Genomic DNA, 22,635 nt, shown 5'->3' on the forward strand with positions numbered 1-22,635 from the left:
TCACTGTTCTGGCGAAGTGGCCGTAAGGATCGCGAAGTGAACTTATGTGGCCACTCCGACCGGGCGCCGTGCCCGATGCGGTACAAGTTACGTCGGTGTAATTCGATCCGCCAGCCCCGACACGCGACGTTTTTGTTACACCCGCATTAACGGGCGAGACGGATGCTGCGCAGCATCCGTCGCCCACCTCTCGTCAGTACGCGCTGCCGTACGACGTGAACGCGCCGCGCAGCATGCCGAGCGTCTCCTCGCTCGTCGCCGCGTGCACGCTGAGCCGCACGGCGCCGCCACGCGTCGTCGCCGTGATGCCGTGGTTGAACAGCGATGCGGTGAGCCGGGTGAGCGCCTCGGGCTCGGGCTCCAGCACGACGATGCCGGCGCGCTCGTTGACCGCCCGGGAGGAGGCGACGTAGATGCTGAACTCGTCGCACAGTTCGAGCACCCGGGCGACGCCCTCGGCGACGGCCGCGTTGATGGCGGGCACCCCGACCGCGGCGATCTCCTCGAGCGCGGCAGCCAGGCACGCCTGGGCGACCCGGTCGGGGTGGCTCACGGTGAACGCCCTCGCCGCGTGCGCCGGGGGCACGAGCATGTCGTACGGCTCGGCGACGTCGGTGCCGACCCAGCCCGAGAAGACCGGGGTGAGCGCGCCGAGAGCCCGCTCGCTGAGCGCGAGGAACCCGGTGCCCCACCCGGCGCGCACCCACTTCTGGCCGCCGGTCGCGAGCACGTCGACGACCTCCCACGGGGCGTCGACGACGCCGAAGCCCTGGATCGCGTCGACGATGAGCAGCCGGTCGCCGATCACCTGGCGGATGCCGTCGAGGTCGGCGACGTAGCCGGTGCGCGAGTCGACGAGACTGACGGCGACCGCGACGACGTCGTCGGTGAGCTGCTCGCGCAGCTCGCTCGGGGTCACCTTGCCGTGGGCGGTGCCGAGCCACACCGGCTCGAGCACGTGCAGCGCCTCGGCCGCCCGCTGCGCGGCGAAGGGCAGCGCCGGGAACTCGGCGGGAGACAGCAGCACCTTGCCCGTGAGCCCGAACATCACCTGCATCAGCGCCTGCGACGTCGACGGCTGGAAGGCGATCCGGTCGGCGGGGAACCCGGTGAGGGCGGATGCCGCGGCGCGCACCCGCTCGTCCTCGTGCGCGAGGCTCGCCAGCGACCCGAACCGGGCCCGGGCGAAGATGTCGGCGGTCGCGTGGAGCTCGCCCTGCACGGCCCGCGAGATCGGCCCGACCCGCCCGTAGTCGAGGTAACCCGGCTCTTCCAGGAACCCCGCTCGGTAATCGTCGATGTCAGTCACAGATGCCTCCCAGCGATGATTGTGCCGGAACCCATGGCAGCCGACCTAACCGGGGGCGGGGGCGCGGTGTCAGACACCCGTCGCCACTGCGTCGCCGGGCCGCGCGCGTCTCAGCCGCCGTACCTGCGCTCGCGCCGGGTGTAGTCGCGCAGCGCGCGCAGGAAGTCGACCTCGCGCAGGTCGGGGCCGAGCGCCTCGACGAAGTAGAACTCGCTGTGCGCGCTCTGCCACAGCATGAAGTCCGAGAGGCGCTGCTCGCCGGAGGTGCGGATCACCAGGTCGGGGTCGGGCTGGCCGCCGGTGTACAGGTGCTCGCCGATCAGGTCGGGCGTGAGCGTCTCGGCCAGGTCCTCGAGGCTGCGGCCGGCGGCGTGGTGCTCGGCGACGATGGCGCGCATCGCATCCGTGATCTCCTTGCGGCCGCCGTAGCCGACGGCGAGGTTGACGTGCAGGCCCGGCTTGTCGCGGCTGGCCTGCTCGGCGGTGCGCAGCGCCTCGGCCAGCTCGTCCGGCAGCCCCGCGTACGACCCGACGTGCTGCACCCGCCAGTCGCGATACCCCGACAGGTCGAGGGCGAGCTCGCCGATGATGCGCATCAGCGCGTCGAGCTCGGCGCTGGAGCGGTTGCTCAGATTGTCGGAGGACAGCAGGTAGAGCGTGACGACACGGATGCCGAGCTCGTCGCACCACTCGACGAACTCGATCATCTTCGCCGCGCCGGCCCGGTGGCCGTGCTCCGCCGTGGAGTAGCCCAGCTGCCTCGCCCAGCGCCGGTTGCCGTCGATGATCATGGCGACGTGATGCGGCAGGGCGTCGGGGCCGACGGCGGCGAGCTCGCGGCGCAGTCGTTTCTGGTAAAGCCCGTAGAGAAGCCCGCGTCCCACCGCACCGCGTCGCTCACTCACAGGCCCAACTTACTAGGCTGCCGAAATGACGACCGCAGCTCAGGGCCCCTCCCCCGCCCTCATCGACGTCAAGCCGAGCTGGCGCGGCTGGATCCACGCCGCGACCACGCCCGTCACCGTCGCCGCCGGCATCGTGCTGATCTGCCTGGCGCACGGCGCGGCCGCCAAGACCGGCGCCGCGATCTTCATGGCGACCTCGATCGTCCTGTTCGGCAATTCGGCGCTGTACCACCGCTTCAACTGGAGCCCGCCCGTCAAGCTGACGCTGAAACGCGTCGACCACGCCAACATCTTCCTGCTCATCGCCGGCACCTACACGCCGGCTGCGCTCACCATGCTGCCGCTCGTGTGGCAGGGCGCCCTCGTGCTCTCGGTGGTCTGGGCCGGCGCGCTCGCCGGCGTCTTCTTCCGCATCTTCTGGATCACCGCGCCGCGCTGGCTGTACGTGCCGCTCTACCTCGTGCTCGGTTGGGTGGGCGTCGCGGTGTGCGCCGCCACCGGGTTCAACCCGTTCGTGACGCCCGCCGCGATCGCGGCCGGCATCCTGATCGGGGTCGGGGGCCTGAGCTACATGCTCGGCGCCGTGGTCTACGGCTTCAAGTGGCCCGGCCGCACAGCGACGCGCTTCGGCTTCCACGAGGTCTTCCACGCGCTCACGGCCGTCTCGTTCTCCTGCCACTGGGCCGCGATGCTCGTGCTGGCGCTGGATCCTCCGTTCAACGCTGGTTAGCGCGCCGGTCCCCGCCCGGCGCGGCGCGGTCGACCCCGGCAGTCCATGCCTTCGGCGGCGAACAAGTCGCCGCCTCTAAGAGCGTCTTGCGGCCTTACGCGCGGTGGTCGGAGCCCGACTGCTCAGCCTTCCCGCCACGCGCGGCCTGCTCCTCGGCGTCGAGCTTCTCGGCGACCTCGGCGCGGTAACGCACGCGGCGCACCCGGCGCACCATGTCCCAGATCAGGGCGAGCACGACCAGCGCGACGCCGAAGATGGCGATGAACCCCCACGGCCCCGGCGTCACCGAGTCGGCGGCGGGAACGCTCGGCGTGGGCGAGGGGCTCGCGGCGGCGAGCCAGGTGAGCACGGATGCGCCGTTCACTCGGCCTCTCCCTCGGGGATGCCGGCGAACAGATCGGTCTCAGGGGTCACTACGGGAACTTTCGCGTCGATGAGCTGGTAGTCGTCGGTCGGCCAGGCCTCCCGCACGACGTCATTGGGCCAGAAGAAGAAGGGGTGGTCGGGTGCGACCTGGCTCGCATGCGCCCGCAGCGCGGCGTCGCGCGCCTCGAGGTGGTCGCCGACGTACACCCGGGTGGTGGCGAGGTACGGCGTCTCCTCCATCCAGCGGCGCATCTTGGCGAACTCCTCGAGGAGGGGCGAGTCGGGGGCGACTTCGGTGAGCCGCTGGTAGATCGCCCGGGCGCGCTGCGTGCTGAACAGCCGGTCGTAGTAGTACTTGAGCACCTGCCACGGCTCACCGGCCTCGGGGTAGCGCTCGGGGTCGGCGGCCGCCTCGAGCGCGTAGGCCGCGACATCGTGGCTGCGGATGTGGTCAGGGTGGGGGTATCCGCCCTGCTCGTCGTAGCTCGTGAGCACGTGCGGACGGAACTCGCGGATCAGCCGCACGAGCGGCGCGGCCGAGATCTCGACGGGGATCAGCGCGAAGCAGTTGGCCGGCAGCGGCTCGTCGGCCTCGGGCAGGCCGGAGTCGAAGTAGCCGAGCCAGCGGTGCTCGAAGCCGACCGCGGCCTGCGCGGCGGCCATCTCGATGCGGCGCAGCCCGGCGATGTCGCGGTGCGCCATGGGGACGTCTTCGACCGCCGGGTTGAGGATGTCGCCGCGCTGCCCGCCGGTGCAGCTGACCACCATGACCTCGGCGCCCTCGGCGAGGTAGCGCGCGTACGTCGCAGCGCCCTTGCTCGACTCGTCGTCGGGATGGGCGTGAACCGCCATCAGCCGTCGCGTCACCCGCCGCCTTCCTGCTCGTGATCGGCGCCTCAGCTTCGGGCCGTATCGTTGTCCAGACTACTTCGAAGGAGCGACATGCCCGCTGGCAGCCCTGCCATCGACCGGCGCTACGGCCGCACCGCCGCACAGGGCCGTCGGATGCGCTGGCTGCTGATCTCGCTCGGCGCGTTCATCGCGCTCGTCATGATCCTCTGGGCGGTGTGGGGCTCGGGCCTCGGGTCGAGCACCGCGTCGCTGCAGGCGACCGACACCGCCAACCAGGTGGTCGACTCGAGCCACGTGCAGGTGAGCTTCACGGTCGACGCTCCCCCGCACACGAAGGTCTCGTGCGCGGTGCAGGCGCAGAACGTCGACTTCACCGTGGTCGGGTACGCGGTCGTGCATCTCGACACCGGCGCGAGCGGCCGCCGCGAGGTCACGAAAACCCTGGTCACGTACGAGCCGGGGGTCTCAGGCTCGCTAGACAAGTGCTGGTTGCCGTAGACTTTCAGGTCAACGCCTCGACGCTTCATCGTCGGGGCGTGTATTTATCCCGATCTAGGCGGCGTCACTCGACGCCGCCGAGCAAGGAGCAAGCATGTCCCAGGAGACCCAGGTCACGTTCCTGACCCAGGAGGCGTACGACCGCCTCCACGAGGAGCTCACCTATCTGGAGACCACGGGGCGCGCCGAGATCGCCAAGCGCATCGAAGCGGCGCGCGAGGAGGGCGACCTCAAGGAGAACGGCGGCTACCACGCCGCCAAGGACCAGCAGGGTGTTCAGGAGGCGCGCATCGCGACGCTGAAGAGCCTGCTGAAGAACTCGAAGGTCGGCGTCGCGCCCGAGAGCAGCGGCGTGGTCGAGCCCGGCACGCTGGTCACCGCGGTGATCGCCGGCAGCGAGGACACCTTCGTCATCGGCAACCGCGAGATCGCGAAGGACAGCGACTACTCGGTCTACAGCGAGCAGAGCCCGATCGGTTCGGCCATCCTCGGCCTGAAGATCGGCGACTCGACCTCCTACACCGCGCCCAACGGCAAGGAGATCTCCGTCGAGATCAAGAACGTGGAGACCTGGACCGGCCAGTAACAGCGCCCCGCCCGACCGCCTCGCACGATCGGGCACACTTCGTCCGATAGGGCACGCGATTGCCAAGCATCCGCGTGCCCTATCGGATTTTTTGCGCCCTACGCGTCGTCGCGATCGACGTCGTGCCGGCGCGCTTCGGGACGGACGCGCACTTCACGCGATCACACTACGTCGCGCGGCGAAGCCACGCACGGGCATACCTTTTCCGGCAGAAGGTGCGCCCGTCGCCGCATCCGCCGCACCGCGCCGCCCAGCGCTCCTCGTCCGGCTCGACCAGGTCGATCGCCACGCCTACTCCGTGTACTCGACCTCGGGGTCGTAGCCGGCCTCGCGCAGGTGGCGGATGACCTCTTCGCGGTGCTCGGGGCCGCGCGTCTCGACCGAGATCTCGATCGCGACCTGGCTGATCTGCAGCCCGTTGTGGTGCCGCGTGTGCAGCACCTCGACCACGTTCGCGCTCACCTCGGCGAGGATCTGCGAGATCGTCGCCAGCTGGCCGGGACGGTCCGGCAGCATGATCCGCACGGTGAGATAGCGAGCGGATGCCTCGAGCCCGTGCGCGATCACCCGCTGCATGAGCAGCGGGTCGATGTTGCCCCCCGACAGCACCGCCACCGTCGGCCCGCTCGCGCGCACCTTGCCGGCGATGATCGCCGCGACGCCCGCCGCGCCCGCCGGCTCGACCACGAGCTTCGCCCGCTCGAGCAGGACGAGGATCGCCCGCGCGATGTCGTCGTCGGTGACGGTGACGATCTCGTCGACGAGCTCGCGCACGATCGGGAAGTTCAGGTCACCGGGGCGGCCGACCGCGATGCCGTCGGCGATGGTCGGCCCGACCGGCACCGCCACCTGCTCGCCGGCCGCGAGCGAGGGCGGGTAGGCGGCGGCGTTCTCCGATTGCACGCCCACGATGCGGATGCTGCGGCCCGAGGCATCCGCTCGCAGCTTGGCCGCCCGCGCCACGCCGGCGATCAGCCCGCCTCCTCCGATCGGGACGACGATCGTGTCGACGTCGGGCGCCTCGTCCATGATCTCGAGGCCGAGGGTGCCCTGGCCGGTGATCACGTCCTCGTGGTCGTACGGCGGGATGAACACGGCGCCGGTGCGTTCGGCGAACTCGAGGGCGGCGGCGAGGGTTTCGGTGAACGTCGGGCCGTGCAGCACGGTGTCTGCGCCGTAGGCCCGCGTCGCCTGCAGCTTGGGCAGGGCGACGCCCTGCGGCATGAAGATGGTGGCCCGGATGCCGAGCCGGTGCGCGGCGAGCGCGACGCCCTGGGCGTGATTTCCCGCCGAGGCGGCGACGACACCGCGCGCCCTCTCGTCCTCGGCGAGCCGGCTGAGCCGGTAGTAGGCGCCGCGGATCTTGTACGACCCCGTGCGCTGCAGGTTCTCCGCCTTGAGCCACACCGGCACGCCCAGCACCTGTTCCAGATAGGCGCTGTGCTCCATGGGCGTGGCCTGGATCACCTGCGCCACCACCTCGCGCGCGTGCTCGATCTGGGCGAGCGTCGGCCCGGCGTAGACGGCGGCGAAGGGCTCGGGGGTGCTGCTCATCAGCACAGTTTAGGGGCGGGCTCCGGGCGACCCGGCCGCGCCGCTGCGCCGCGCCCTCGCGCGCGGCACCACCTGCCAGAGCACGACGGGCGAGCGCGCCGGCGGGGGTGCGTGCTCGGTCTTCCAGCGGCCTTCGGCGACGTATCCGATCATCGTGTTCAGCACGGCAGCGATCGGGACCGCGAACAGCGCGCCGGGGATGCCCGCGAGCAGCGACCCGGCGGCGACGACGAGCACGACGGCGAGCGGATGCACCTTCACGGCGCTGCCCATGATGAGCGGCTGCAGCACGTGCCCCTCGAGCTGCTGCACGAAGAGCACCACGGCCAGCATGACCAGCGCGAACCACACCCCTTTGTAGACGAGGGCGATGAGCACGGCGAGCGCGCCGGTGACGACGGCACCGACGATGGGGATGAAGGAGCCGAGGAAGACCAGCACCGCCACGGGGACCGCGAGCGGCAGGCCGAGCAGGAAGGCGCCGACCCCGATGCCGAGCGCGTCGATGGAGGCGACGAGGATCTGCACCCGCACGAAGCTGCGCAGCGTGGTCCAGCCGGCGCGGCCGGCACCGTCGGCGGCGGCACGGGCTCGCCACGGGAAGACGCTGACCACCCAGCGCCAGATGCCGGCGCCGTCGATCAGGATGAACAGGGTGCTGAACAGGGTCAGCAGCAGCCCGGTGGCGACGTGCCCCAGGGTCGAGCCGATGGAGAGCGCGCCGCTGATCAGCACCTTGCTGTCGGTCTGCACCGCCTGCGTGATGCCGTCGACGTAGTCGCCGATCTGCTGGTCGGTGAGGTTGAACGGCGGACCGGTGAGCCACACCTGCAGGTGCTCGACAGCGAGCAGGGTCTGCCGGCGCAGCTCGTGGGACTCGGCGCGCACCTGCTGGCCGACGAGGAAGAACAGGCCGGAGATCACGACGAAGGTCGCGATCATGCAGATGACGATGGCCGCCCAGCGCGGCACGTGGGCGCGTACGAGCAGGTCCTTCAGCGGCACGAGCAGCGCGGACAGCAGGATCGCGACCAGCACGGGGATCACGATCAGCCGCAGCTGGATGACGACGAAGACGAGCACGGCGATCGCGGCCCCGATCAGCAGCAGACGCCACGACCACGCGGAGGCGAGCAGCACGCCGCGCGGCAGGGTGCGGTCGATCTCGTGGTCCGCGCTCGTGGCGAGGTCGCTGCGGCCGAAGCGGGAGAGGAACGCGCTGCGCGTGCGATCGGATGGCCGAGGAGCGGTCATGCTCGAAGCTTAGGTCCCCGCGAGAGGGCGATGTCGGTGCCCCGCGGTAGCTTGGTCGGCGATGACTCAGACGCTCGGCCCGGCCGCCGCCCGGCGCATCGCCCTGGCCGCACAGGGCTTCGGCCGGCCCCGTCCCGCGGTTGTGGGCACCCGGCAGCTGAATCTGCTCTTCGACCGGCTGCGCCTGCTGCAGATCGACTCGGTGAACGTGTTCGAGCGCTCGCACTACCTGCCCGCCTTCGCCCGCCTGGGCGGGTACGACCGGGCGCTGCTCGACCGCATGCTGTTCCGGCCCACGACGCCCCGCTCGACGTCCGGGTACACCGAGGTGTGGGCGCACGAGGCGGCGTTCGTGCCGATCGCCGACTACCCGCTGTTCCGATTCCGGCAGCGCCGATTCGCCGAGAAGTACCTGGCCGGGAAGGACAGCTGGGGGCTCACTGCGGGCGCGTCGACGATCGCGTGGCTGCGCGGGGAGCTCGCCGAGAAGGGGCCGCTCGCGGCCAGCGAGATCGAGCACGACGCCAATGTGCGCCAGGGGCCGTGGTGGGGCTGGTCCGAGGTGAAGCAGGGGCTCGAGGTGATGTTCCGCTCCGGCGAGCTGGTGACGGCCGGGCGCACCCGGTTCGAGCGGCGCTACGCTCTGCCGGAACAGGTGCTGCCGGCATCCGTTCTCGAGGCGTCGGTGCCCGACGACGAGGCGCGGCTCGAGCTGGTGCGCCGCGCGGTGGTCGCGCTCGGCGTGGGCACGGTGCGGCACGTCGCCGACTACTTCCGGCTCGCGGTGGCCCCGACGAAGGCCGTGCTCGAGCAGTTGGTGGAGGCGGGCGAGGTCGAGCGGGTGCACGTGCGCGGGTGGGAGAGCGCCGGGCGGCCCGTGGCCGCGTACCTCGACGCGGGGGCGCGCGCCCCCCGCGCGGTCTCGGCGACGGCGCTGCTGTCGCCGTTCGACCCGGTGGTGTGGGAGCGTGACCGGCTGCTGCGGCTGTTCGGCATGTACTACCGCATCGAGATCTACACGCCGGCGCCCAAGCGCGTGTTCGGCTACTACGTGCTGCCGGTGCTGGTCGACGACGAGATCGTCGGCCGCGTCGACCTGAAGAGCGACCGGCAGGCCGGCGTGCTGCGGGTGCAGAGCGCGTGGGTCGAAGAGGGCCGCGCGCCGGGGCCGGTCGCCGAGCGGCTGGCGCCGCTGCTGCGCGAGACGGCCGAGTGGCAGGGTCTGACGGATGTCGCGGTCGTCGGCCGCGGCGACCTGGCCCCCGCCCTCGCCGCGGAGCTCGCCCGAGCGGCGGCGTAGCCCCTAAAAGCCCTGACCGATCTGCTGGAGGCGGGCGATGCGGTCGGGGATCGGCGGGTGGGTGGAGAACAGCCGCGACATCAGCGACGGGCGCAGCGGGTCGGCGATCCACAGGTGCGCCATGGAGGTGTTCTGGCGCCGCATCGGGCGGGCGTAGTCGCCGAGCTTCGCGAGCGCCGACTCGAGTCCCTCGGGGTAGCGCGTGATCTCGGCGCTCGTCGCGTCGGCGAGGTACTCGCGCTGCCGGGAGATGGCCGCCTGCACCATGGCGGCGATGACCGGCGCCAGCACGACGGCGACGAGGCCGAGCACGAGCACGACGGGGTTGCCGCCTCCCCCGCCGCCGTTGTTGTTGTCGCGCCGGTTGCCGCCGCCGAAGACGGCGCCGTAGAAGGCGAAGCGGATGAAGATGTCGGCGATGAATCCGATCGCGACGACCAGCCCGAACACGACGGTCGAGACGCGGATGTCGTAGTTGCGCACGTGCCCCATCTCGTGCGCCATGACGGCCATCAGCTCGGTGGGGTTCATGATCTCGAGCAGCCCCGTGGTCGCCGCGACCACGGCGTGCTCGGGGTCGCGCCCGGTGGCGAAGGCGTTGGGCGCCGGATCGTTGACGATGTACACCCTGGGCATGGGCATCCCGGTCGAGATGGCGATGTTCTCGACCGTCTGCCACAGCACGGGGTGGTCGGCCTTCTGGATCTCGACGGCGCCCGCCATGGCGACCGCCTGCGCGCCGGCCGTGAAGTACTGCAGCACGGCGTAGGCGAGGGCGATGACCATGGCGATGATCGCGATCGACCAGCCGCCGCCCATCAGGTAGCTCACGGCGTACGACACGGCGCCCACGAGCACCAGGAAGAACAGGATGAAGAAGACGGTGTTGCGCTTGTTTCGCGCGATGGCGCGGTACATCGGCGGCGGATCGGCCTCCGGTGCCGGCTAGAACTGCACGCGCGGCGGCTCGGAGATCGCCGCGGTGTCGGGGACCTCGAAGAACTCGCGGTCGGTGTAGTGCATGTTCTTGGCGACGATGTTGGAGGGGAACTGCCTGATCTTCGTGTTGTACTCGCGCACGCCGCCGTTGTAGAAGCGCCGGGCGGCCTGGATCTTGTCCTCGGTGTCGACGAGATCGGATTGCAGGCGCAGGAAGTTCTGGCTGGCCTGCAGCTGCGGGTACGCCTCCGCGACGGCGAAGATGCTCTTCAGCGCCGACTGCAGGTGGCCTTCCGCGACGGATGCCTCGGCCGGCCCCTGCGCCGACAGGGTCTCCGCCCGCGCCTTCGTGACGTCCTCGAACACGGACTTCTCGTGGGAGGCGTAGCCCTTCACCGTCTCGATCAGGTTCGGGAGCAGATCGGCGCGCCTCTTCAGCTGGACGGTGATGTCGCTCCACGCCTCGTCCACGCGGACGTTCAGGGTGATCAGCGAGTTGTAGGTGGCCCAGTACCAGATGCCGATGATCACGAGGATCGCGACGATGACGATGACGGGGATCAGCCAGGACAGCATGGCGAGCAGCTCCTCGGACGGACGATGTGCCCGGGGGCTCGATCCCCCGCGCTGGCGACATCCTATCGATGCCATCGGCGGCTCCCGGGCCCTTGTCGGCTCACTCCAAGAAACCCGCCTCACCGGCGCGGCGCCTGCGGGCGCGTACCCTGCTGGCATGACCGCCGAGCCTGAGACGGATGCCGCCGCCCCACGCCGGCGTGGGCGGCCGCGGGCCGCCGCATCCGCCGATACCCGCAGTCGCATCCTGAAGGCGGCGATGGCGGAGTTCGCCGAGAACGGCTACGACGCCACCTCGCTGCGCGCCGTCGCGCGCCGGGCCGGGGTCGACCCCGCGCTCGTGCACCACTACTTCGACGGCAAGGCGGGGCTGCTCGCCGCGGCCGTGCAGTTCCCGGTGCGGCCCGACCAGGAGCTCGACCGGCTCTTCGCCGGGCCGCGGGACGAGATCGGGGCGGGCATCATCCGCTTCATCACGACGCAGCTCGAGGATCGCCGTCGCCGTCAGCGGGCGGTGGCCCTGGTGCGCGCCGCCGTGGCCGGCAAGCCCGTGGCGACGCTCGCCAAGGCGTTCATCACGCGCGAAGTGCTCAGCCGGCTCGCGCGGGTGACGGATGCGCCGGACGCGGAGTTGCGCGCCACGCTGGCCGCCTCCCAGATCGTCGGCCTGCTGGTCACCCGCTACGTGCTCGAGCTCGAGCCGTTGGCGTCGGCGACCCCCGAGGAGCTCGTCGAGCGGGTCGGACCGGTCGTGCAGCGGCACCTGTTCGGCTGAGCGGCGGGCACGGGCGAGGGGTTGACGCCCGGGGCATCCGAGTCAATAATTCATCACGTGATGAACGACGTTGCCATCGCCGTCGACGGTCTCTCGGTGCGCCGAGGGCGTTCCACGGTGCTGCGCGACCTCACCGTGACGGTGCCCCGCGGGCAGGTCGTCGGCCTGCTCGGCCCGAGCGGCAGCGGCAAGACCACGCTGATGCGCTGCGTCGTCGGGGTGCAGCGCGTCGCCGCCGGTGGCGTCACCGTGTTGGGCCGGCCCGCCGGCAGCCGGGCGCTGCGCAGCCGGATCGGCTACGTCACCCAGGCCGCGAGCGTGTACGACGACCTGACGGTGCGTGAGAACCTGCGCTACTTCCGCGGGGTGCTCGGCGCGCCCGCCGGCGACGTCGACCGGGTGCTGGAGCAGACCGGGCTCGCCGGGCAGGCCGGGCAGGTCGTGCACAGCCTCTCCGGCGGCCAGCGCAACCGGGTGTCGCTGGCGGCGGCGCTGCTCGGCGAGCCCGAGCTGCTCGTGCTCGACGAGCCGACCGTGGGTCTCGACCCGGTGCTGCGCTTCGAGCTGTGGAGCCTGTTCCACGAGCTGGCCGAGTCGGGGGTCAGCCTGTTCGTCTCGAGCCATGTGATGGACGAGGCGACGCGCTGCGACCGGCTGCTGCTGATGCGCGACGGCGAGATCATCGCTGACGACACCCCGCAAGGACTGCTGCACGCCACCGGCGCGCCCGACGCCGAGGCGGCGTTCCTCGAGATCATCCGCAGCAAGGAGGCGGGGCGATGAGCTTCCGGCGCACCTTCGTGACGGCGGGTCGCGTGCTGACGCAGATCCGCCACGACCCGCGCACGATCGCGCTGCTCGTGGTGGTGCCGAGCCTGCTGATCGGGCTGCTCGCCTGGATCTTCACCGACACCCGGGTGTTCGACTCGATCGGCCCGGCGATGATCGCGCTGTTCCCGTTCATCGTGATGTTCCTGGTCACGAGCATCACCACGCTGCGCGAGCGGCGCACCGGCACCCTCGAGCGGCTGCTGGCGATGCCGCTCGGCAAGGGCGACTTCATCGTCGGCTATGCACTCGCGTTCGGGCTGCTCGGGCTGGTGCAGACGGCGGTCGCCGTGTCGTATGCGGTATGGGTGTGCGGGCTCGACATCGACGGGTCGATGTGGCTGCTGTTCGCGGTGGCGGTCGTGGACGCCCTGCTCGGCACCGCGCTCGGGCTGTTCGCGAGCGCCTTCGCCCGCACCGAGTTCCAAGTGGTGCAGTTCCTGCCGGCGCTGATCTTCCCGCAGATCCTGCTCGGCGGCATCTTCGTGCCGCGCGACCAGATGCCCGACGTGCTGCACACGATCGGCGACTGGCTGCCGCTCTCGCACGCGATCGACGCGCTGACCGCCGTGGCCCAGGGCACCCACGACGACGCCTGGGTGTGGACCCGCATCGGCTTCATCGGCGCCTGGGTGGTCGGCGCGATCGTCGTGGGCGCGGTCACCCTGCGGCGGCGGTCGGCGTGACACCCCGCTCCTAGACTGGGACGGATGCCCCTGAGCCTGCTCGAGCGCCTGACCGGCCCCTACGACCCGAGCGCGATGTACGAGGCATTCGTCGCCTGGGCCGCAGACCGCGGCATCACCCTCTACCCGGCCCAGGACGAGTCGGTGATGGAGGTCTTCCTCGGCTCCCACCTCGTGCTGTCCACCCCGACCGGCACGGGGAAGTCTCTGGTCGCGGTGGCGGCGCACGCGGCATCCGTCGCCCAAGGCGGCCGCTCGTACTACACGGCCCCGATCAAGGCGCTGGTCAGCGAGAAGTTCTTCGCGCTCACCGAGGTATTCGGCGCTGACAACGTGGGCATGGTGACGGGCGACGTGAGCGTCAACCCGGATGCGCCGATCGTGTGCTGCACGGCCGAGATCCTGGCGAATCTGGCGCTGCGGCAGGGCGCCGACGCGCCCGTCGACCAGGTCGTGATGGACGAGTTCCACTACTACGGCGACCCCGACCGCGGCTGGGCGTGGCAGGTGCCGCTGCTCGAGTTGCCGCGGGCGCAGTTCGTGCTGATGTCGGCGACGCTCGGCGACGTGACCGCGATCGTGGAGGACCTGAAGCGGCGCACCGGGCGCGACGTGGCGCAGGTGACCGGGGTCGAGCGGCCGGTGCCGCTGTCGTTCGAGTACGTCGACACGCCGGTGCACGAGACCGTGCAGCGCCTGCTCGAGGATCGCGAGGCGCCGGTCTACGTCGTGCACTTCTCGCAGGCGGCGGCCCTCGAGCTCGCGCAGGGGCTGTCGTCGCTGCGCATCGCGAGCCGCGAGCGGCGCGACGAGATCGCGGAGGCGATCGGCGGCTTCCGCTTCACCACCTCGTTCGGCAAAACCCTCTCACGGCTCGTGCGCGCCGGCATCGGCGTCCATCACGCGGGCATGCTGCCGCGCTACCGCCGGCTGGTCGAGACGCTCGCCCAGCGCGGGCTGCTGCCGGTGATCTGCGGCACCGACACGCTGGGCGTGGGCATCAACGTGCCGATCCGCTCGGTGCTGCTGACGGGCCTGTCGAAGTTCGACGGCACGCGGATGCGCCAGCTGACCGCCCGCGAGTTCCATCAGATCGCGGGGCGCGCCGGCCGCGCCGGCTTCGACACGGCCGGCACGGTCGTCGTCGAGGCGCCCGAGCACGAGATCGAGAACGCCGCCGCGCTGCCCAAGGCCGGCGACGATCCGAAGAAGCTCAAGAAGGTGGTGCGCAAGAAGCCGCCCGCCGGATTCGTGACCTGGGGCCGCGGCTCGTTCGAGCGGCTGGTCGCCGCCGAACCCGAACCGCTCGTGCCGCACTTCGAAGTCACGGCGGCGATGCTCATCAACGTCATCGCCCGCGGCGGCGATCCGCTCGCCAACATGCGCCGGCTGATCTTCGAGAACCACCAGCCGCGTGCGCGCCAGTACGAGCTGGCCCGGCGCGCGCTCGGGATCTACCGCACGCTGGTCGCGGCGGGCGTCGTGGCGACGGATGCCTCGGGCCGGGTGCACCTCACCGTCGAGCTGCAGCCCAACTTCGCCCTGAATCAGCCGCTCTCGCCGTTCGCCCTCGCCGCGATCGAGCTGCTCGAGCCGGCGCATCCGCCGGTCGACTCGCCGCAGGCGAATGCGGCGGGTCGACTCACGCGCAGCGTGAATGGAGACCGAGACCAAGCGGCAGTCACGGGAGTCGGCACCGGCCACTACGCGCTCGACGTGGTCTCGATCATCGAGGCGACGCTCGATGACCCGCGGGTGATCCTCTCGCAGCAGGAGTTCGCGGCACGCGGCGAGGCGGTGGCGGCGATGAAGCGCGAGGGCATCGACTACGAGGAGCGCATGGAGCGCCTCGAGGAGATCAGCTACCCCAAGCCGCTCGAGGAGCTGCTCGAGCAGCAGTTCGAGGTGTTCGCGGCCGGGCAGCCGTGGGTGCGCGACTTCTCGCTCTCCCCCAAGTCGGTCGTGCGCGACATGTTCGAGCGGGCGATGTCGTTCGCCGAATACGTGCAGCACTACCAGCTGGCCCGCTCGGAGGGGCTCGTGCTGCGGTATCTGTCGGACGCCTACCGCGCCATCCGCCAGACCGTGCCCGACGAGGCCAAGGACGACGAGCTGCGCGACATCATCGAGTGGCTGGGAGAGCTGGTGCGGCAGGTCGACTCGTCGCTCGTCGACGAGTGGGCCGACCTGGCGAACCCGGTCGTCACGGACGACACCCCGGTCGTGCCGCCCGCTCCCCCGAGCATTCTCACCAACAAGCGCGCCTTCACCGTGCTCGTGCGCAACGAGCTGTTCCGCCGGGTGCAGCTGGCCGCGCTTGAGCGCGACGAGGAGCTCGCCGAGCTCGACCCCGACGTGGACTGGCCGGCGTTCCTCGACGCGTACTACGCCGAGCACGACGAGATCGGCACCGACGGCGCGGCGAGATCGGCGGCCTTGTTCGCGGTCGACGAGCAGGCCGGCGCGTGGAAGGTCGAGCAGACGCTCGCCGACCCGGCGGGCGACCACGACTGGCGCATCCGCGCCACGGTCGACCTCGCGGCGTCGGAGGAGGCCGGCGAGGCCGTGGTGCACGTGGACTGGATCGGGCGGATCTGACGCGCGCGCATCCGTCACCGGGTAAGTCGTGCGCTCACGCGCCGGCGCAGCCGAGCAGGAACGCCTTGCCGAACGCCGCGGTCTGATAGGCGTACTGGTACGCCCAGTGCAGCGGGCCGAGCGCTTCGCGCACGCCGATCAGCCGCACGTCCACGGAGGTGGCGCAGCTGTCGAAGATGTAGCGCGCCCGGGTCGCGTGGTAGCCGCCGGTGATGACGATCACGCGCGACCAGTGCTGCTGCGCCGCCATGCGCTCGGTGAAGCGGGCCTCGCCCCGGGTGGTGAACGGGTCGGGGACGAAGCAGGTGACGTCGACGGAGGAGCAGGCGCCGCCGTGCAGCTGCGAGGCGGGCACCGACAGGTAGATGCGTGGCGCGTAGCCCTCGTCGACGAGGCGCTGCGCCTCGGCACGACGATCGGCGTAGCCGGGGCCGAGGATGATCACGGCGTCGGCCTTCGCCGGCTTGTCGCTGTGCGGGAAGACGTAGAGCGGCAGCCCCGCGGCGACGACCGCGGCGACGGTCGCGGCGATCGCCAGGGCCACCCTGGCCGCACGTCTGGGCATGTCACGGCGCCTTTCGCTCGGGGCACCGCGCTGTGCATCCTGCCGAGGCCGGCCGGCCCCACCTTCAGTCTGCGCCGGGCACGGCGGGGATCGCCAGACCCGCGTCGCGGGCGGCCGGTGTGTAGCGTGGCCGCATGACCGATGCCGACGACCTCGTGCCCGCCGACTTCGACCCCGCGCTGGTGTTCCGGGTGGTCAGCACGCCCGTCGACCAGGGTTGGGGCGTGTGGTTGCGGGCGGCCGACGACGGTATCATCCACAGCTTCGGGCTGCGCTTCCCGCCCGGAACGCCGTTCGTGCCCGATGTGCTCGACGTGCTGGGGCCGCTGCTCAACCTGCGCTTCGGCCTCACCTACGGCGGCCGGGCCGCTTGGGACGAGCTGGACAACCACTGGTCGGCCGTGGTCTACGAGCGCGAGCCGAAGGAGAGACGGCGCGGGCGGGGCGCTGCGGGGCATCCGTTCTCGTTTTGGCGCAGATCGCACGATAACGCAGGCGAAATCGCTGAGAACGGGTGCCATATCGTGCGAAGTGCGCCCGATCGTGCGACGGGCGGCGCCGACGGTACCCCCGGTCGGGTTCGAACCGACACTGGGCGGATTTTAAGTCCGCTGCCTCTGCCAATTGGGCTACGGGGGCGTGGCTCGCGCCGGCATCCAGGCTAGACGCGACGAGGGCCCGCCCTCAGCGGGCGAGCCCTCGGTCGTGAGATCGGATGCCTACTCCGCCGGCTTCTCGGCGGGCTCGGTCTTCTCGGCCGACTCCGCCTCGGCGGCCCTCTGCGCGGCCGTCTTGCGCGGGGCGCGCGTGCGCGGCGCGGGCTTCTTCGCGGCGGCCTCCTCGGTCGCGGCGCTCGGCTTGGTCTCGGTCGCAGCGGCCTCGGCGGCCGGCGCAGGAGCGGGCTCGGCGGCAGGCGCTGCGGCCGGAGCCGGAGCAGCGGCCGGCGCCGCAGCGGCGGCGGGCGCGGCGGCCGGAGCCGGGGTCTCGGCCACCGGTGCCGGCGGCTTCGGGCGCGACGCGAACTCCTGGAACGCCACGCGCGGCTGCTGCACGGCGGCGAGCGTCGCGAAGTCGCGGCCGAGGAAGAAGTTGCCGATCCAGCCGAAGATCACGCGCCACTTGCGCTCCCACGTCGGCATCGCCAGACCGTGGTAGCCGCGGTGCATCAGCCAGGCGACGAAGCCCTTGATGGCGAGGTTGCCCGACTGGAAGACGCCGTCGTAGAGGCCGAGGCCGGCGACCGCGCCGAGGCTCTTGTGCACGTAGTCCTTGGGCGCCTCGCCGCGCAGCACGGCCACGAGGTTCTTCGCCAGCAGCTTGGCCTGGCGCACGGCGTGCTGGGCGTTGGGCACGCAGAAGCCGCCGACGCCCTTCCCGGTCAGGTCGGGCACGGCCGCGACGTCGCCGGCCGACCAGGCGCCCTCGATCGGGGTGCCGTCGGCGTCGATCACGCGCAGGCTCGCCTCGGTGGTGATGCGGCCGCGCGCCTCGACGGGAAGGTCGGTGTGCCGGGTGACGGTCGGGGTGGCCATGACGCCGGCCGTCCAGATCAGCAGGTCGCTCTCGAAGCTGTCGCCGTTGGAGAGCTCCATCTTGCCGCCGACCGCGCTGGAGAGCTGCGTGTCGAGGTGGATCGGGGCGCCTCGCTCGGCCAGGCGGTTGACGACCCAGTGGCTGGTCTCGAGCGACACCTCGGGCATGATGCGGCCCATCGCCTCGACCAAGTGGAACTTGATGTCGTCGAATTCGATCTCGGGGTAGTACTTGAGCAGGGCCGAGGCGGCCGAACGCAGCTCGGCGTACGCCTCGATGCCGGCGAAACCGCCGCCGACGACGGTGACGGTGAGCAGCCGCTCGCGCAGCGGGTCGCCCTTGGGCAGGCCAGCCGCCTTGTCGAAGTTGGTGATGAGGCGGTCGCGCACGTACACGGCCTCCTCGATGTTCTTCATACCGACGGCCTCGTCGGCGACGCCCGGGATCGGGAAGGTGCGGCTCACGGCGCCCGCGGTGATCACCACGTGGTCGTAGTCGACGTCGTACGGCTCGCCCACGAGCGGGGTGATGGTCGCCTTCTTCTCGGCGTGGTTCACGTAGGTGACGCGGCCCGAGATGATGTTGGTGGTCTTGAGGTGACGGCGGTGGTTGACCACCGCGTAACGCGGGTCGATGGAGCCCGCGGCGACCTCGGGGAGGAACGGCTGGTACGTCATGTAAGGGAGCGGGTCGACCATGGTGACCTCGGCCTCACCCTTACGAAGCGACTTCTCCAGCTTCCACGCGGTGTAGAAACCGGCGTAACCGCCACCGACAATCAGGATCTTGGGCACAGTGATGCGTCTCCTCGAAGAACAGGTGTGGCCCTAGCCTACAGTCCGTGATTCAGAGGCCGTAATCGGCGCACTCGCAGACGTTTGGCGACCAATCCCCACGTTCCAGGGCGAGATCGCCGATGGGGTTGACGCCCGGTCCGGCGGCCAGGGAGTGGGCCGCGAGGGCGTGCAGGCACTTCACCCGATCGGGCATTCCGCCGGCCGAGAAGCCCCGGATCTCCTCCACGGCCTCGATCGACTCCCGGTCGGCGAGATAGGCGCGGTGGGCCGCCTCGTACGCGGCATGCACCGCGGCATCCGTCTCGACCAGCTCCTGGAATTCGGCCATCACGTGGTCGGCCTCGAGGCGCGACATGGCGGCGGTCGCGGCCGGGTGGGTGAGGTAGTAGAGGGTCGGGAAGGGGGTTCCGCCCGGCAGGCGGGGCGCCGTGGCGACCACGGTCGGGTTGCCGCACACGCACCGTGCGGCGATGCCCAGCACGCCGCGGGCGGGGCGGCCCAGCTGGGCGGTGACGACGGCGACGTCGCGCTCGGTGGCGGGCTCGAACTGGGGCGCGGTCATCCCGCCATTCTCGCAAGACTCACTGGGTCGTCGCCGGGCTGGGCGTGGCCGACTGCTTCGCCTTCGCCTTCTGCTCTGCAGCCTTCTTCGCGGCGGCCTTCTTCGCGGCAGCCTTCTTCGCGGCCTGCTCCTTGGCGTACTGCTCGGCGGGTCCGGTCAGCATCGAGCGCACCAGGGTGCCCGCCCAGTCGCCGGTCTTCTCCTGCACCTGCGTGGTCACGGTGGGCTTCGCGGTGCTCGCGGTGGCCGGCAGGTCGTCGATGATGAGGTAGCTGGTCTCCCCCGGCATCACGTACAGCAGCCGCTCGCGGGCCTGTGCGCGGATGTAGGCCGGGTCGTCCCAGTCGTCGACCTGCTTCTTCAGGCTCTCGACCTTCGCCTTCTTGGCGGAGTTCTGGCTCTCGAGCTTCGCGATCTGGTCCTGCTGCTGGGCGTACAGGCGCGCGGTCGGCGCGATGATCAGCACGCCGATGACGATCACGCAGAGCATGACGAACGCGAACCACGAGAAGCGGATGCCTCGCAGCCAGCCGCGCGCATCCGCGGCGGGTCGTGCTGAGCTCGGCATGTCAGTCAGAGTATGGGCACCCGCTGATCGAGTAGGCGCGAAGCGCCGTATCGAGATCTGATTCGGGGAATTCGAAGGTCTCGATACGCCGCTATGCGGCTACTCGACCAACGGGTCTCGATACGCCCGCATGCGGGCTACTCGACCAACGGGGTCTCGATACGCCGCTATGCGGCTACTCGACCAGCGGGGCGGGTGCTACTTGCCGAAGCGGGGGAAGGCGGTGCGGCCGGCGAAGACCGCGGCGTCGCCGAGCTCCTCCTCGATGCGCAGCAGCTGGTTGTACTTCGCCACGCGCTCGCTGCGGGCGGGGGCTCCGCTCTTGATCTGCCCGGAGTTCACGGCGACGACGAGGTCGGCGATCGTCGTGTCCTCCGTCTCGCCCGAGCGGTGCGAGAACATCGTGGTGTACCCGGCGCGGTGCGCCAGCTCGACCGCGTTGAAGGTCTCGGTGAGGGTGCCGATCTGGTTCACCTTCACCAGCAGCGAGTTGGCGACGCCGAGCTCGATGCCCTTGGCCAGCCGGGTCGGGTTGGTGACGAACAGGTCGTCGCCGACGAGCTGCACCTTGTCGCCGAGGGCGTCGGTGAGCGTCTTCCAGTTCTCCCAGTCGTCCTCGGCGAGGGCGTCCTCGATCGTGACGATCGGGAAGTCGTTCACGAGGCCGACGAAGTAGTCGGTGAGCTCCGCGGCCGTCCAGTCCTTGTTCTCCACGCGGTACACGCCGTCGGAGAAGAACTCGGTCGCCGCGACGTCGAGCCCCACCGCGATGTCGGAGCCGGGGGTGAAGCCGGCCTTCTCGATCGCCTTGACGAGGAAGTCCAGGCCCTCGCGGTTGCTGGGCAGGTCGGGGGCGAAGCCGCCCTCGTCGCCGAGGCCGGTGGCGAAGCCGGCGGCCTTCAGCTCGCTCTTGAGCACGTGGTAGGTCTCGGCGCCCCAGCGCAGCGCATCCGAGAAGGTCTCGGCACCGATCGGGGCGAGGAAGAACTCCTGGAAGTCGATGCCGTTGTCGGCGTGCTCGCCGCCGTTGATCACGTTGAACAGCGGCACGGGCAGGACGTGGGCGTTCGGCCCGCCGAGGTACTGGTAGAGCGGCAGGTCGACGGAGTCGGCCGCGGCCCGGGCGACGGCGAGTGAGACGCCGAGGATGGCGTTGGCGCCGAGGGTCGACTTGTTCTCGCTGCCGTCGGTCTCGATCAGGGTCTGGTCGACGATGCGCTGCTCGGTCGCCTCGATGCCCTCGACGGCGGGGCCGAGGTCGTCGAGCACGGCGTCGACGGCCTTGCGCACGCCCTTGCCCTGGTAGCGCTCCTTGTCGCCGTCGCGCAGCTCGTAGGCCTCGAACGCGCCGGTCGACGCGCCGGACGGGACGGCCGCGCGCGACACCGTTCCGTCGTCAAGCAGCACCTCGACCTCGACGGTCGGATTGCCACGGGAGTCCAGGATCTCGCGAGCGCCAACGGCCTCGATTGCAGCCACGTTTCGTCTCCTTCTGATGGGGCGGGCGGACCCGGGTCTCAGGTCCCTGTCAACTCTAGTGAGCGCGCCTGGTCACGCCAGGGGCCGAAGCTGCAGCTCATCGGCCGAGGCCGTGTCGGCGTGCACGTTGGCGAAGGCGCCGTAGCCGGACTCCGCGGCGCGGGCGAGCAGCGCCTTGACGTTCTTCGCCCGCTTCTCGAGCCGCACGCGCCGGCCCTGGGCGATGAGCTCGGCCTGCAGCGAGATCAGCCGCTGCGGCGGCACGTCCTTGTCGTGCACGAGCACCACGGCCTCGTCGCCCGAGGGCGCCGGGTCGGGGATCAGGTCGACGATCCGCTCGAAGCCGATGGAGAAGCCGGCCGCCGGCACGTCGCTGCCGAGGAAGCGCCCGATCATGCCGTCGTAGCGGCCGCCGCCGCCGAGCGAGTACCCGAACTCGGGGTGCTGGATCTCGAAGATCGCCCCCGTGTAGTAGCCCATGCCGCGCACCAGGTTGTGCGAGAAGATCAGCGGCACGTCGGGGGCCGCCGCCTTCACCGCGTCGCGGATGCCGAGCAGTTCGGCGTAGGCGGACTGGTCGAGCCAGGCGGGCGCGCCCTCCCCCGCGAGCCCCCAGCCGTCGTCGGCGAGTTCGCCGAGGTCGAGGCGCGCCTGCTCCGCCGTGCTCTCCGGCAGGATGTCGAGGGCGGTCAGTTCGGCGACGACGCCGTCGACCCCGATCTTGTCCTCCTTGTCGATCGTGATGAGGGCGCGCTCGGTGTCTTTCGCGGCGACCCCCCACGAGGCGATGAGGTGGCGCAGGATCGCGCGGTGGTTGATGCGGATGCGGCATCCGTGCAGCCCGAGCGCGGTGAGCGTCGCCGCCGTCGCCGTGATCAGCTCGATCTCGGCCAGCGGCCCGGCCTCGCCGATGATGTCGATGTCGCACTGCACGAACTGGCGGTAGCGGCCCTTCTGCGGGCGCTCGGCCCGCCACACCGGCGCGATCTGGATGGACTTGAACACCGGCGGCAGCTTGGCCCGGTTGGTGGCGTAGAACCGCGCGAGCGGCACGGTCAGGTCGAAGCGCAGCCCCAGGTCGGTGAGCGAGGTGAGGTCATCGGATGCCGCGGCGCGGGCCACATCGGAGGCGTCGAGGCCGCGCTTCAGGATGCCGAAGGCGAGTTTCTCGTTGTCGCCGCCGAGCCCCGAGTGCAGCCGGGCTGCGTCCTCGACGACCGGCGTCTCGATCTCCTCGAAGCCGCGGGCCCGGTACTGGTCTCGGATCGTGGACAGCAGCTGCTCCCGCTTGGCCTTCTCTGCCGGCAGGAAATCGCGCATGCCGCGAGGCGGGTTCACGTCAGGGGCCATAGCTCCCATGATGGCAGGCCCGCGG

General features: G+C 70.9%; 22 protein-coding genes and 1 tRNA gene. 8 read left to right on the forward strand and 15 right to left on the reverse strand.

Annotated elements, in window-relative coordinates:
• Positions 1 to 193: 193 nt before the first annotated feature.
• A complete protein-coding gene (locus tag H563_RS0104245; protein ID WP_022881366.1) occupies positions 194 to 1,309 on the reverse strand; it encodes an aminotransferase class V-fold PLP-dependent enzyme in 1,116 nt (371 codons plus the stop codon).
• A 110-nt stretch (positions 1,310 to 1,419) separates the two neighbouring features.
• Positions 1,420 to 2,214, reverse strand: a complete 795-nt coding sequence (locus H563_RS0104250) for an isoprenyl transferase (RefSeq protein WP_027479082.1) — start codon at positions 2,212 to 2,214, stop codon at positions 1,420 to 1,422.
• A 25-nt stretch (positions 2,215 to 2,239) separates the two neighbouring features.
• On the opposite strand from H563_RS0104250, the gene trhA reads away from it, so the two are divergent.
• On the forward strand, positions 2,240 to 2,944 hold the full coding sequence (gene trhA / locus H563_RS0104255) for a PAQR family membrane homeostasis protein TrhA (RefSeq protein WP_022881368.1): 705 nt from the start codon (positions 2,240 to 2,242) through the stop codon (positions 2,942 to 2,944).
• Positions 2,945 to 3,038: 94 nt separating this feature from the next.
• Here trhA and H563_RS0104260 read toward each other — a convergent pair whose 3' ends face one another.
• Both H563_RS0104260 and mca read right to left on the reverse strand, forming a co-directional pair.
• Positions 3,039 to 3,308, reverse strand: coding sequence for a hypothetical protein (locus H563_RS0104260; RefSeq protein ID WP_022881369.1), 270 nt, complete (start codon positions 3,306 to 3,308; stop codon positions 3,039 to 3,041).
• Positions 3,305 to 4,162 (reverse strand): mycothiol conjugate amidase Mca, encoded by an 858-nt coding sequence (gene mca / locus H563_RS0104265; protein ID WP_033209284.1) that lies wholly within the window; start codon positions 4,160 to 4,162, stop codon positions 3,305 to 3,307. Before mca ends, H563_RS0104260 begins: the two co-directional genes overlap by 4 nt.
• 90 nt (positions 4,163 to 4,252) lie before the next feature.
• On the opposite strand from mca, the gene H563_RS14895 reads away from it, so the two are divergent.
• Entirely contained in the window at positions 4,253 to 4,660 is a 408-nt protein-coding gene (locus tag H563_RS14895) for a DUF4307 domain-containing protein (protein ID WP_022881371.1), read from the forward strand.
• A 94-nt stretch (positions 4,661 to 4,754) separates the two neighbouring features.
• Positions 4,755 to 5,246 carry a transcription elongation factor GreA gene (gene greA, locus H563_RS0104275; RefSeq protein WP_022881372.1) on the forward strand — a complete coding sequence of 164 codons (492 nt, stop codon included), beginning with the start codon at positions 4,755 to 4,757 and terminating at the stop codon, positions 5,244 to 5,246.
• Positions 5,247 to 5,537: 291 nt separating this feature from the next.
• Here the strand turns inward: greA and ilvA are convergent, their stop codons facing one another.
• On the reverse strand, positions 5,538 to 6,800 hold the full coding sequence (ilvA, locus tag H563_RS0104280; RefSeq protein ID WP_027479083.1) for a threonine ammonia-lyase: 1,263 nt from the start codon (positions 6,798 to 6,800) through the stop codon (positions 5,538 to 5,540).
• Between the two features lie 9 nt (positions 6,801 to 6,809).
• Positions 6,810 to 8,054 carry an AI-2E family transporter gene (locus tag H563_RS0104285; RefSeq protein ID WP_022881374.1) on the reverse strand — a complete coding sequence of 415 codons (1,245 nt, stop codon included), beginning with the start codon at positions 8,052 to 8,054 and terminating at the stop codon, positions 6,810 to 6,812.
• 61 nt (positions 8,055 to 8,115) lie between these two features.
• On the opposite strand from H563_RS0104285, the gene H563_RS0104290 reads away from it, so the two are divergent.
• A complete protein-coding gene (locus H563_RS0104290; RefSeq protein WP_022881375.1) occupies positions 8,116 to 9,354 on the forward strand; it encodes a winged helix-turn-helix domain-containing protein in 1,239 nt (412 codons plus the stop codon).
• Positions 9,355 to 9,357: 3 nt separating this feature from the next.
• Here H563_RS0104290 and H563_RS0104295 read toward each other — a convergent pair whose 3' ends face one another.
• Together H563_RS0104295 and H563_RS0104300 are read right to left on the reverse strand one after the other, a co-directional pair.
• Entirely contained in the window at positions 9,358 to 10,272 is a 915-nt protein-coding gene (locus tag H563_RS0104295) for a M48 family metalloprotease (protein WP_022881376.1), read from the reverse strand.
• 27 nt (positions 10,273 to 10,299) lie between these two features.
• Positions 10,300 to 10,866, reverse strand: a complete 567-nt coding sequence (locus H563_RS0104300) for a LemA family protein (RefSeq protein ID WP_027479084.1) — start codon at positions 10,864 to 10,866, stop codon at positions 10,300 to 10,302.
• A gap of 160 nt (positions 10,867 to 11,026) precedes the next feature.
• Between H563_RS0104300 and H563_RS0104305 the strand changes: the two genes are divergently transcribed.
• The 4 genes from H563_RS0104305 to H563_RS0104320 are packed head-to-tail and all read left to right on the forward strand — an operon-like array spanning position 11,027 to position 15,756.
• On the forward strand, positions 11,027 to 11,644 hold the full coding sequence (locus H563_RS0104305) for a TetR/AcrR family transcriptional regulator (RefSeq protein ID WP_022881378.1): 618 nt from the start codon (positions 11,027 to 11,029) through the stop codon (positions 11,642 to 11,644).
• A 60-nt stretch (positions 11,645 to 11,704) separates the two neighbouring features.
• Positions 11,705 to 12,427, forward strand: coding sequence for an ABC transporter ATP-binding protein (locus H563_RS0104310; protein WP_022881379.1), 723 nt, complete (start codon positions 11,705 to 11,707; stop codon positions 12,425 to 12,427).
• Positions 12,424 to 13,158, forward strand: coding sequence for an ABC transporter permease (locus tag H563_RS0104315; RefSeq protein WP_022881380.1), 735 nt, complete (start codon positions 12,424 to 12,426; stop codon positions 13,156 to 13,158). The genes H563_RS0104310 and H563_RS0104315 overlap by 4 nt, the downstream gene beginning before the upstream one ends.
• Before the next feature lie 24 nt (positions 13,159 to 13,182).
• Positions 13,183 to 15,756 carry a DEAD/DEAH box helicase gene (locus H563_RS0104320; RefSeq protein WP_022881381.1) on the forward strand — a complete coding sequence of 858 codons (2,574 nt, stop codon included), beginning with the start codon at positions 13,183 to 13,185 and terminating at the stop codon, positions 15,754 to 15,756.
• Positions 15,757 to 15,790: 34 nt separating this feature from the next.
• On the opposite strand, the gene H563_RS0104325 is transcribed toward H563_RS0104320, so the two are convergent.
• The 7 genes from H563_RS0104325 to hisS all read right to left on the reverse strand — a co-directional run bounded on the left by H563_RS0104325 (position 15,791) and on the right by hisS (position 22,610).
• Positions 15,791 to 16,321 carry a YdcF family protein gene (locus H563_RS0104325; RefSeq protein ID WP_033209287.1) on the reverse strand — a complete coding sequence of 177 codons (531 nt, stop codon included), beginning with the start codon at positions 16,319 to 16,321 and terminating at the stop codon, positions 15,791 to 15,793.
• Positions 16,322 to 16,886: 565 nt separating this feature from the next.
• Positions 16,887 to 16,960 (reverse strand) — tRNA-Leu (locus tag H563_RS0104330).
• An 80-nt stretch (positions 16,961 to 17,040) separates the two neighbouring features.
• Positions 17,041 to 18,648 carry an NAD(P)/FAD-dependent oxidoreductase gene (locus H563_RS14900; RefSeq protein ID WP_022881383.1) on the reverse strand — a complete coding sequence of 536 codons (1,608 nt, stop codon included), beginning with the start codon at positions 18,646 to 18,648 and terminating at the stop codon, positions 17,041 to 17,043.
• Between the two features lie 52 nt (positions 18,649 to 18,700).
• Complete coding sequence (locus tag H563_RS0104340) at positions 18,701 to 19,213, reverse strand: DUF501 domain-containing protein (protein WP_022881384.1); 513 nt, start codon at positions 19,211 to 19,213, stop codon at positions 18,701 to 18,703.
• 19 nt (positions 19,214 to 19,232) lie between these two features.
• Complete coding sequence (locus H563_RS14905) at positions 19,233 to 19,781, reverse strand: FtsB family cell division protein (RefSeq protein ID WP_022881385.1); 549 nt, start codon at positions 19,779 to 19,781, stop codon at positions 19,233 to 19,235.
• A 198-nt stretch (positions 19,782 to 19,979) separates the two neighbouring features.
• Positions 19,980 to 21,260 (reverse strand): phosphopyruvate hydratase, encoded by a 1,281-nt coding sequence (gene eno, locus H563_RS0104350; RefSeq protein WP_022881386.1) that lies wholly within the window; start codon positions 21,258 to 21,260, stop codon positions 19,980 to 19,982.
• Positions 21,261 to 21,332: 72 nt separating this feature from the next.
• Positions 21,333 to 22,610 carry a histidine--tRNA ligase gene (gene hisS / locus H563_RS0104355; RefSeq protein WP_022881387.1) on the reverse strand — a complete coding sequence of 426 codons (1,278 nt, stop codon included), beginning with the start codon at positions 22,608 to 22,610 and terminating at the stop codon, positions 21,333 to 21,335.
• Between the last annotated feature and the right edge of the window lie 25 nt (positions 22,611 to 22,635).

Source organism: Gryllotalpicola ginsengisoli DSM 22003, assembly GCF_000419445.1.
In the GTDB taxonomy this organism is placed as follows: Bacteria; Actinomycetota; Actinomycetes; order Actinomycetales; family Microbacteriaceae; genus Gryllotalpicola; species Gryllotalpicola ginsengisoli.

What these genes read in the sequence shown, in the direction of transcription:
- mca (WP_033209284.1), bottom strand. Translation starts at nt 4,162, where the DNA reads ATGGCGGTTCACGCCCATCCCGACGACGAGTCGAGCAAGGGCGCTGCG.
- H563_RS14905 (WP_022881385.1), bottom strand. Translation starts at nt 19,781, where the DNA reads ATGCCGAGCTCAGCACGACCCGCCGCGGATGCGCGCGGCTGGCTGCGA.
- H563_RS0104310 (WP_022881379.1), top strand. Translation starts at nt 11,705, where the DNA reads ATGAACGACGTTGCCATCGCCGTCGACGGTCTCTCGGTGCGCCGAGGG.
- H563_RS0104305 (WP_022881378.1), top strand. Translation starts at nt 11,027, where the DNA reads ATGACCGCCGAGCCTGAGACGGATGCCGCCGCCCCACGCCGGCGTGGG.
- H563_RS0104315 (WP_022881380.1), top strand. Translation starts at nt 12,424, where the DNA reads ATGAGCTTCCGGCGCACCTTCGTGACGGCGGGTCGCGTGCTGACGCAG.
- H563_RS14895 (WP_022881371.1), top strand. Translation starts at nt 4,253, where the DNA reads ATGCCCGCTGGCAGCCCTGCCATCGACCGGCGCTACGGCCGCACCGCC.
- H563_RS0104285 (WP_022881374.1), bottom strand. Translation starts at nt 8,054, where the DNA reads ATGACCGCTCCTCGGCCATCCGATCGCACGCGCAGCGCGTTCCTCTCC.
- H563_RS0104320 (WP_022881381.1), top strand. Translation starts at nt 13,183, where the DNA reads ATGCCCCTGAGCCTGCTCGAGCGCCTGACCGGCCCCTACGACCCGAGC.
- hisS (WP_022881387.1), bottom strand. Translation starts at nt 22,610, where the DNA reads ATGGCCCCTGACGTGAACCCGCCTCGCGGCATGCGCGATTTCCTGCCG.
- trhA (WP_022881368.1), top strand. Translation starts at nt 2,240, where the DNA reads ATGACGACCGCAGCTCAGGGCCCCTCCCCCGCCCTCATCGACGTCAAG.
- greA (WP_022881372.1), top strand. Translation starts at nt 4,755, where the DNA reads ATGTCCCAGGAGACCCAGGTCACGTTCCTGACCCAGGAGGCGTACGAC.
- H563_RS0104325 (WP_033209287.1), bottom strand. Translation starts at nt 16,321, where the DNA reads ATGCCCAGACGTGCGGCCAGGGTGGCCCTGGCGATCGCCGCGACCGTC.
- H563_RS0104290 (WP_022881375.1), top strand. Translation starts at nt 8,116, where the DNA reads ATGACTCAGACGCTCGGCCCGGCCGCCGCCCGGCGCATCGCCCTGGCC.
- H563_RS0104295 (WP_022881376.1), bottom strand. Translation starts at nt 10,272, where the DNA reads ATGTACCGCGCCATCGCGCGAAACAAGCGCAACACCGTCTTCTTCATC.
- H563_RS0104340 (WP_022881384.1), bottom strand. Translation starts at nt 19,213, where the DNA reads ATGACCGCGCCCCAGTTCGAGCCCGCCACCGAGCGCGACGTCGCCGTC.
- ilvA (WP_027479083.1), bottom strand. Translation starts at nt 6,800, where the DNA reads ATGAGCAGCACCCCCGAGCCCTTCGCCGCCGTCTACGCCGGGCCGACG.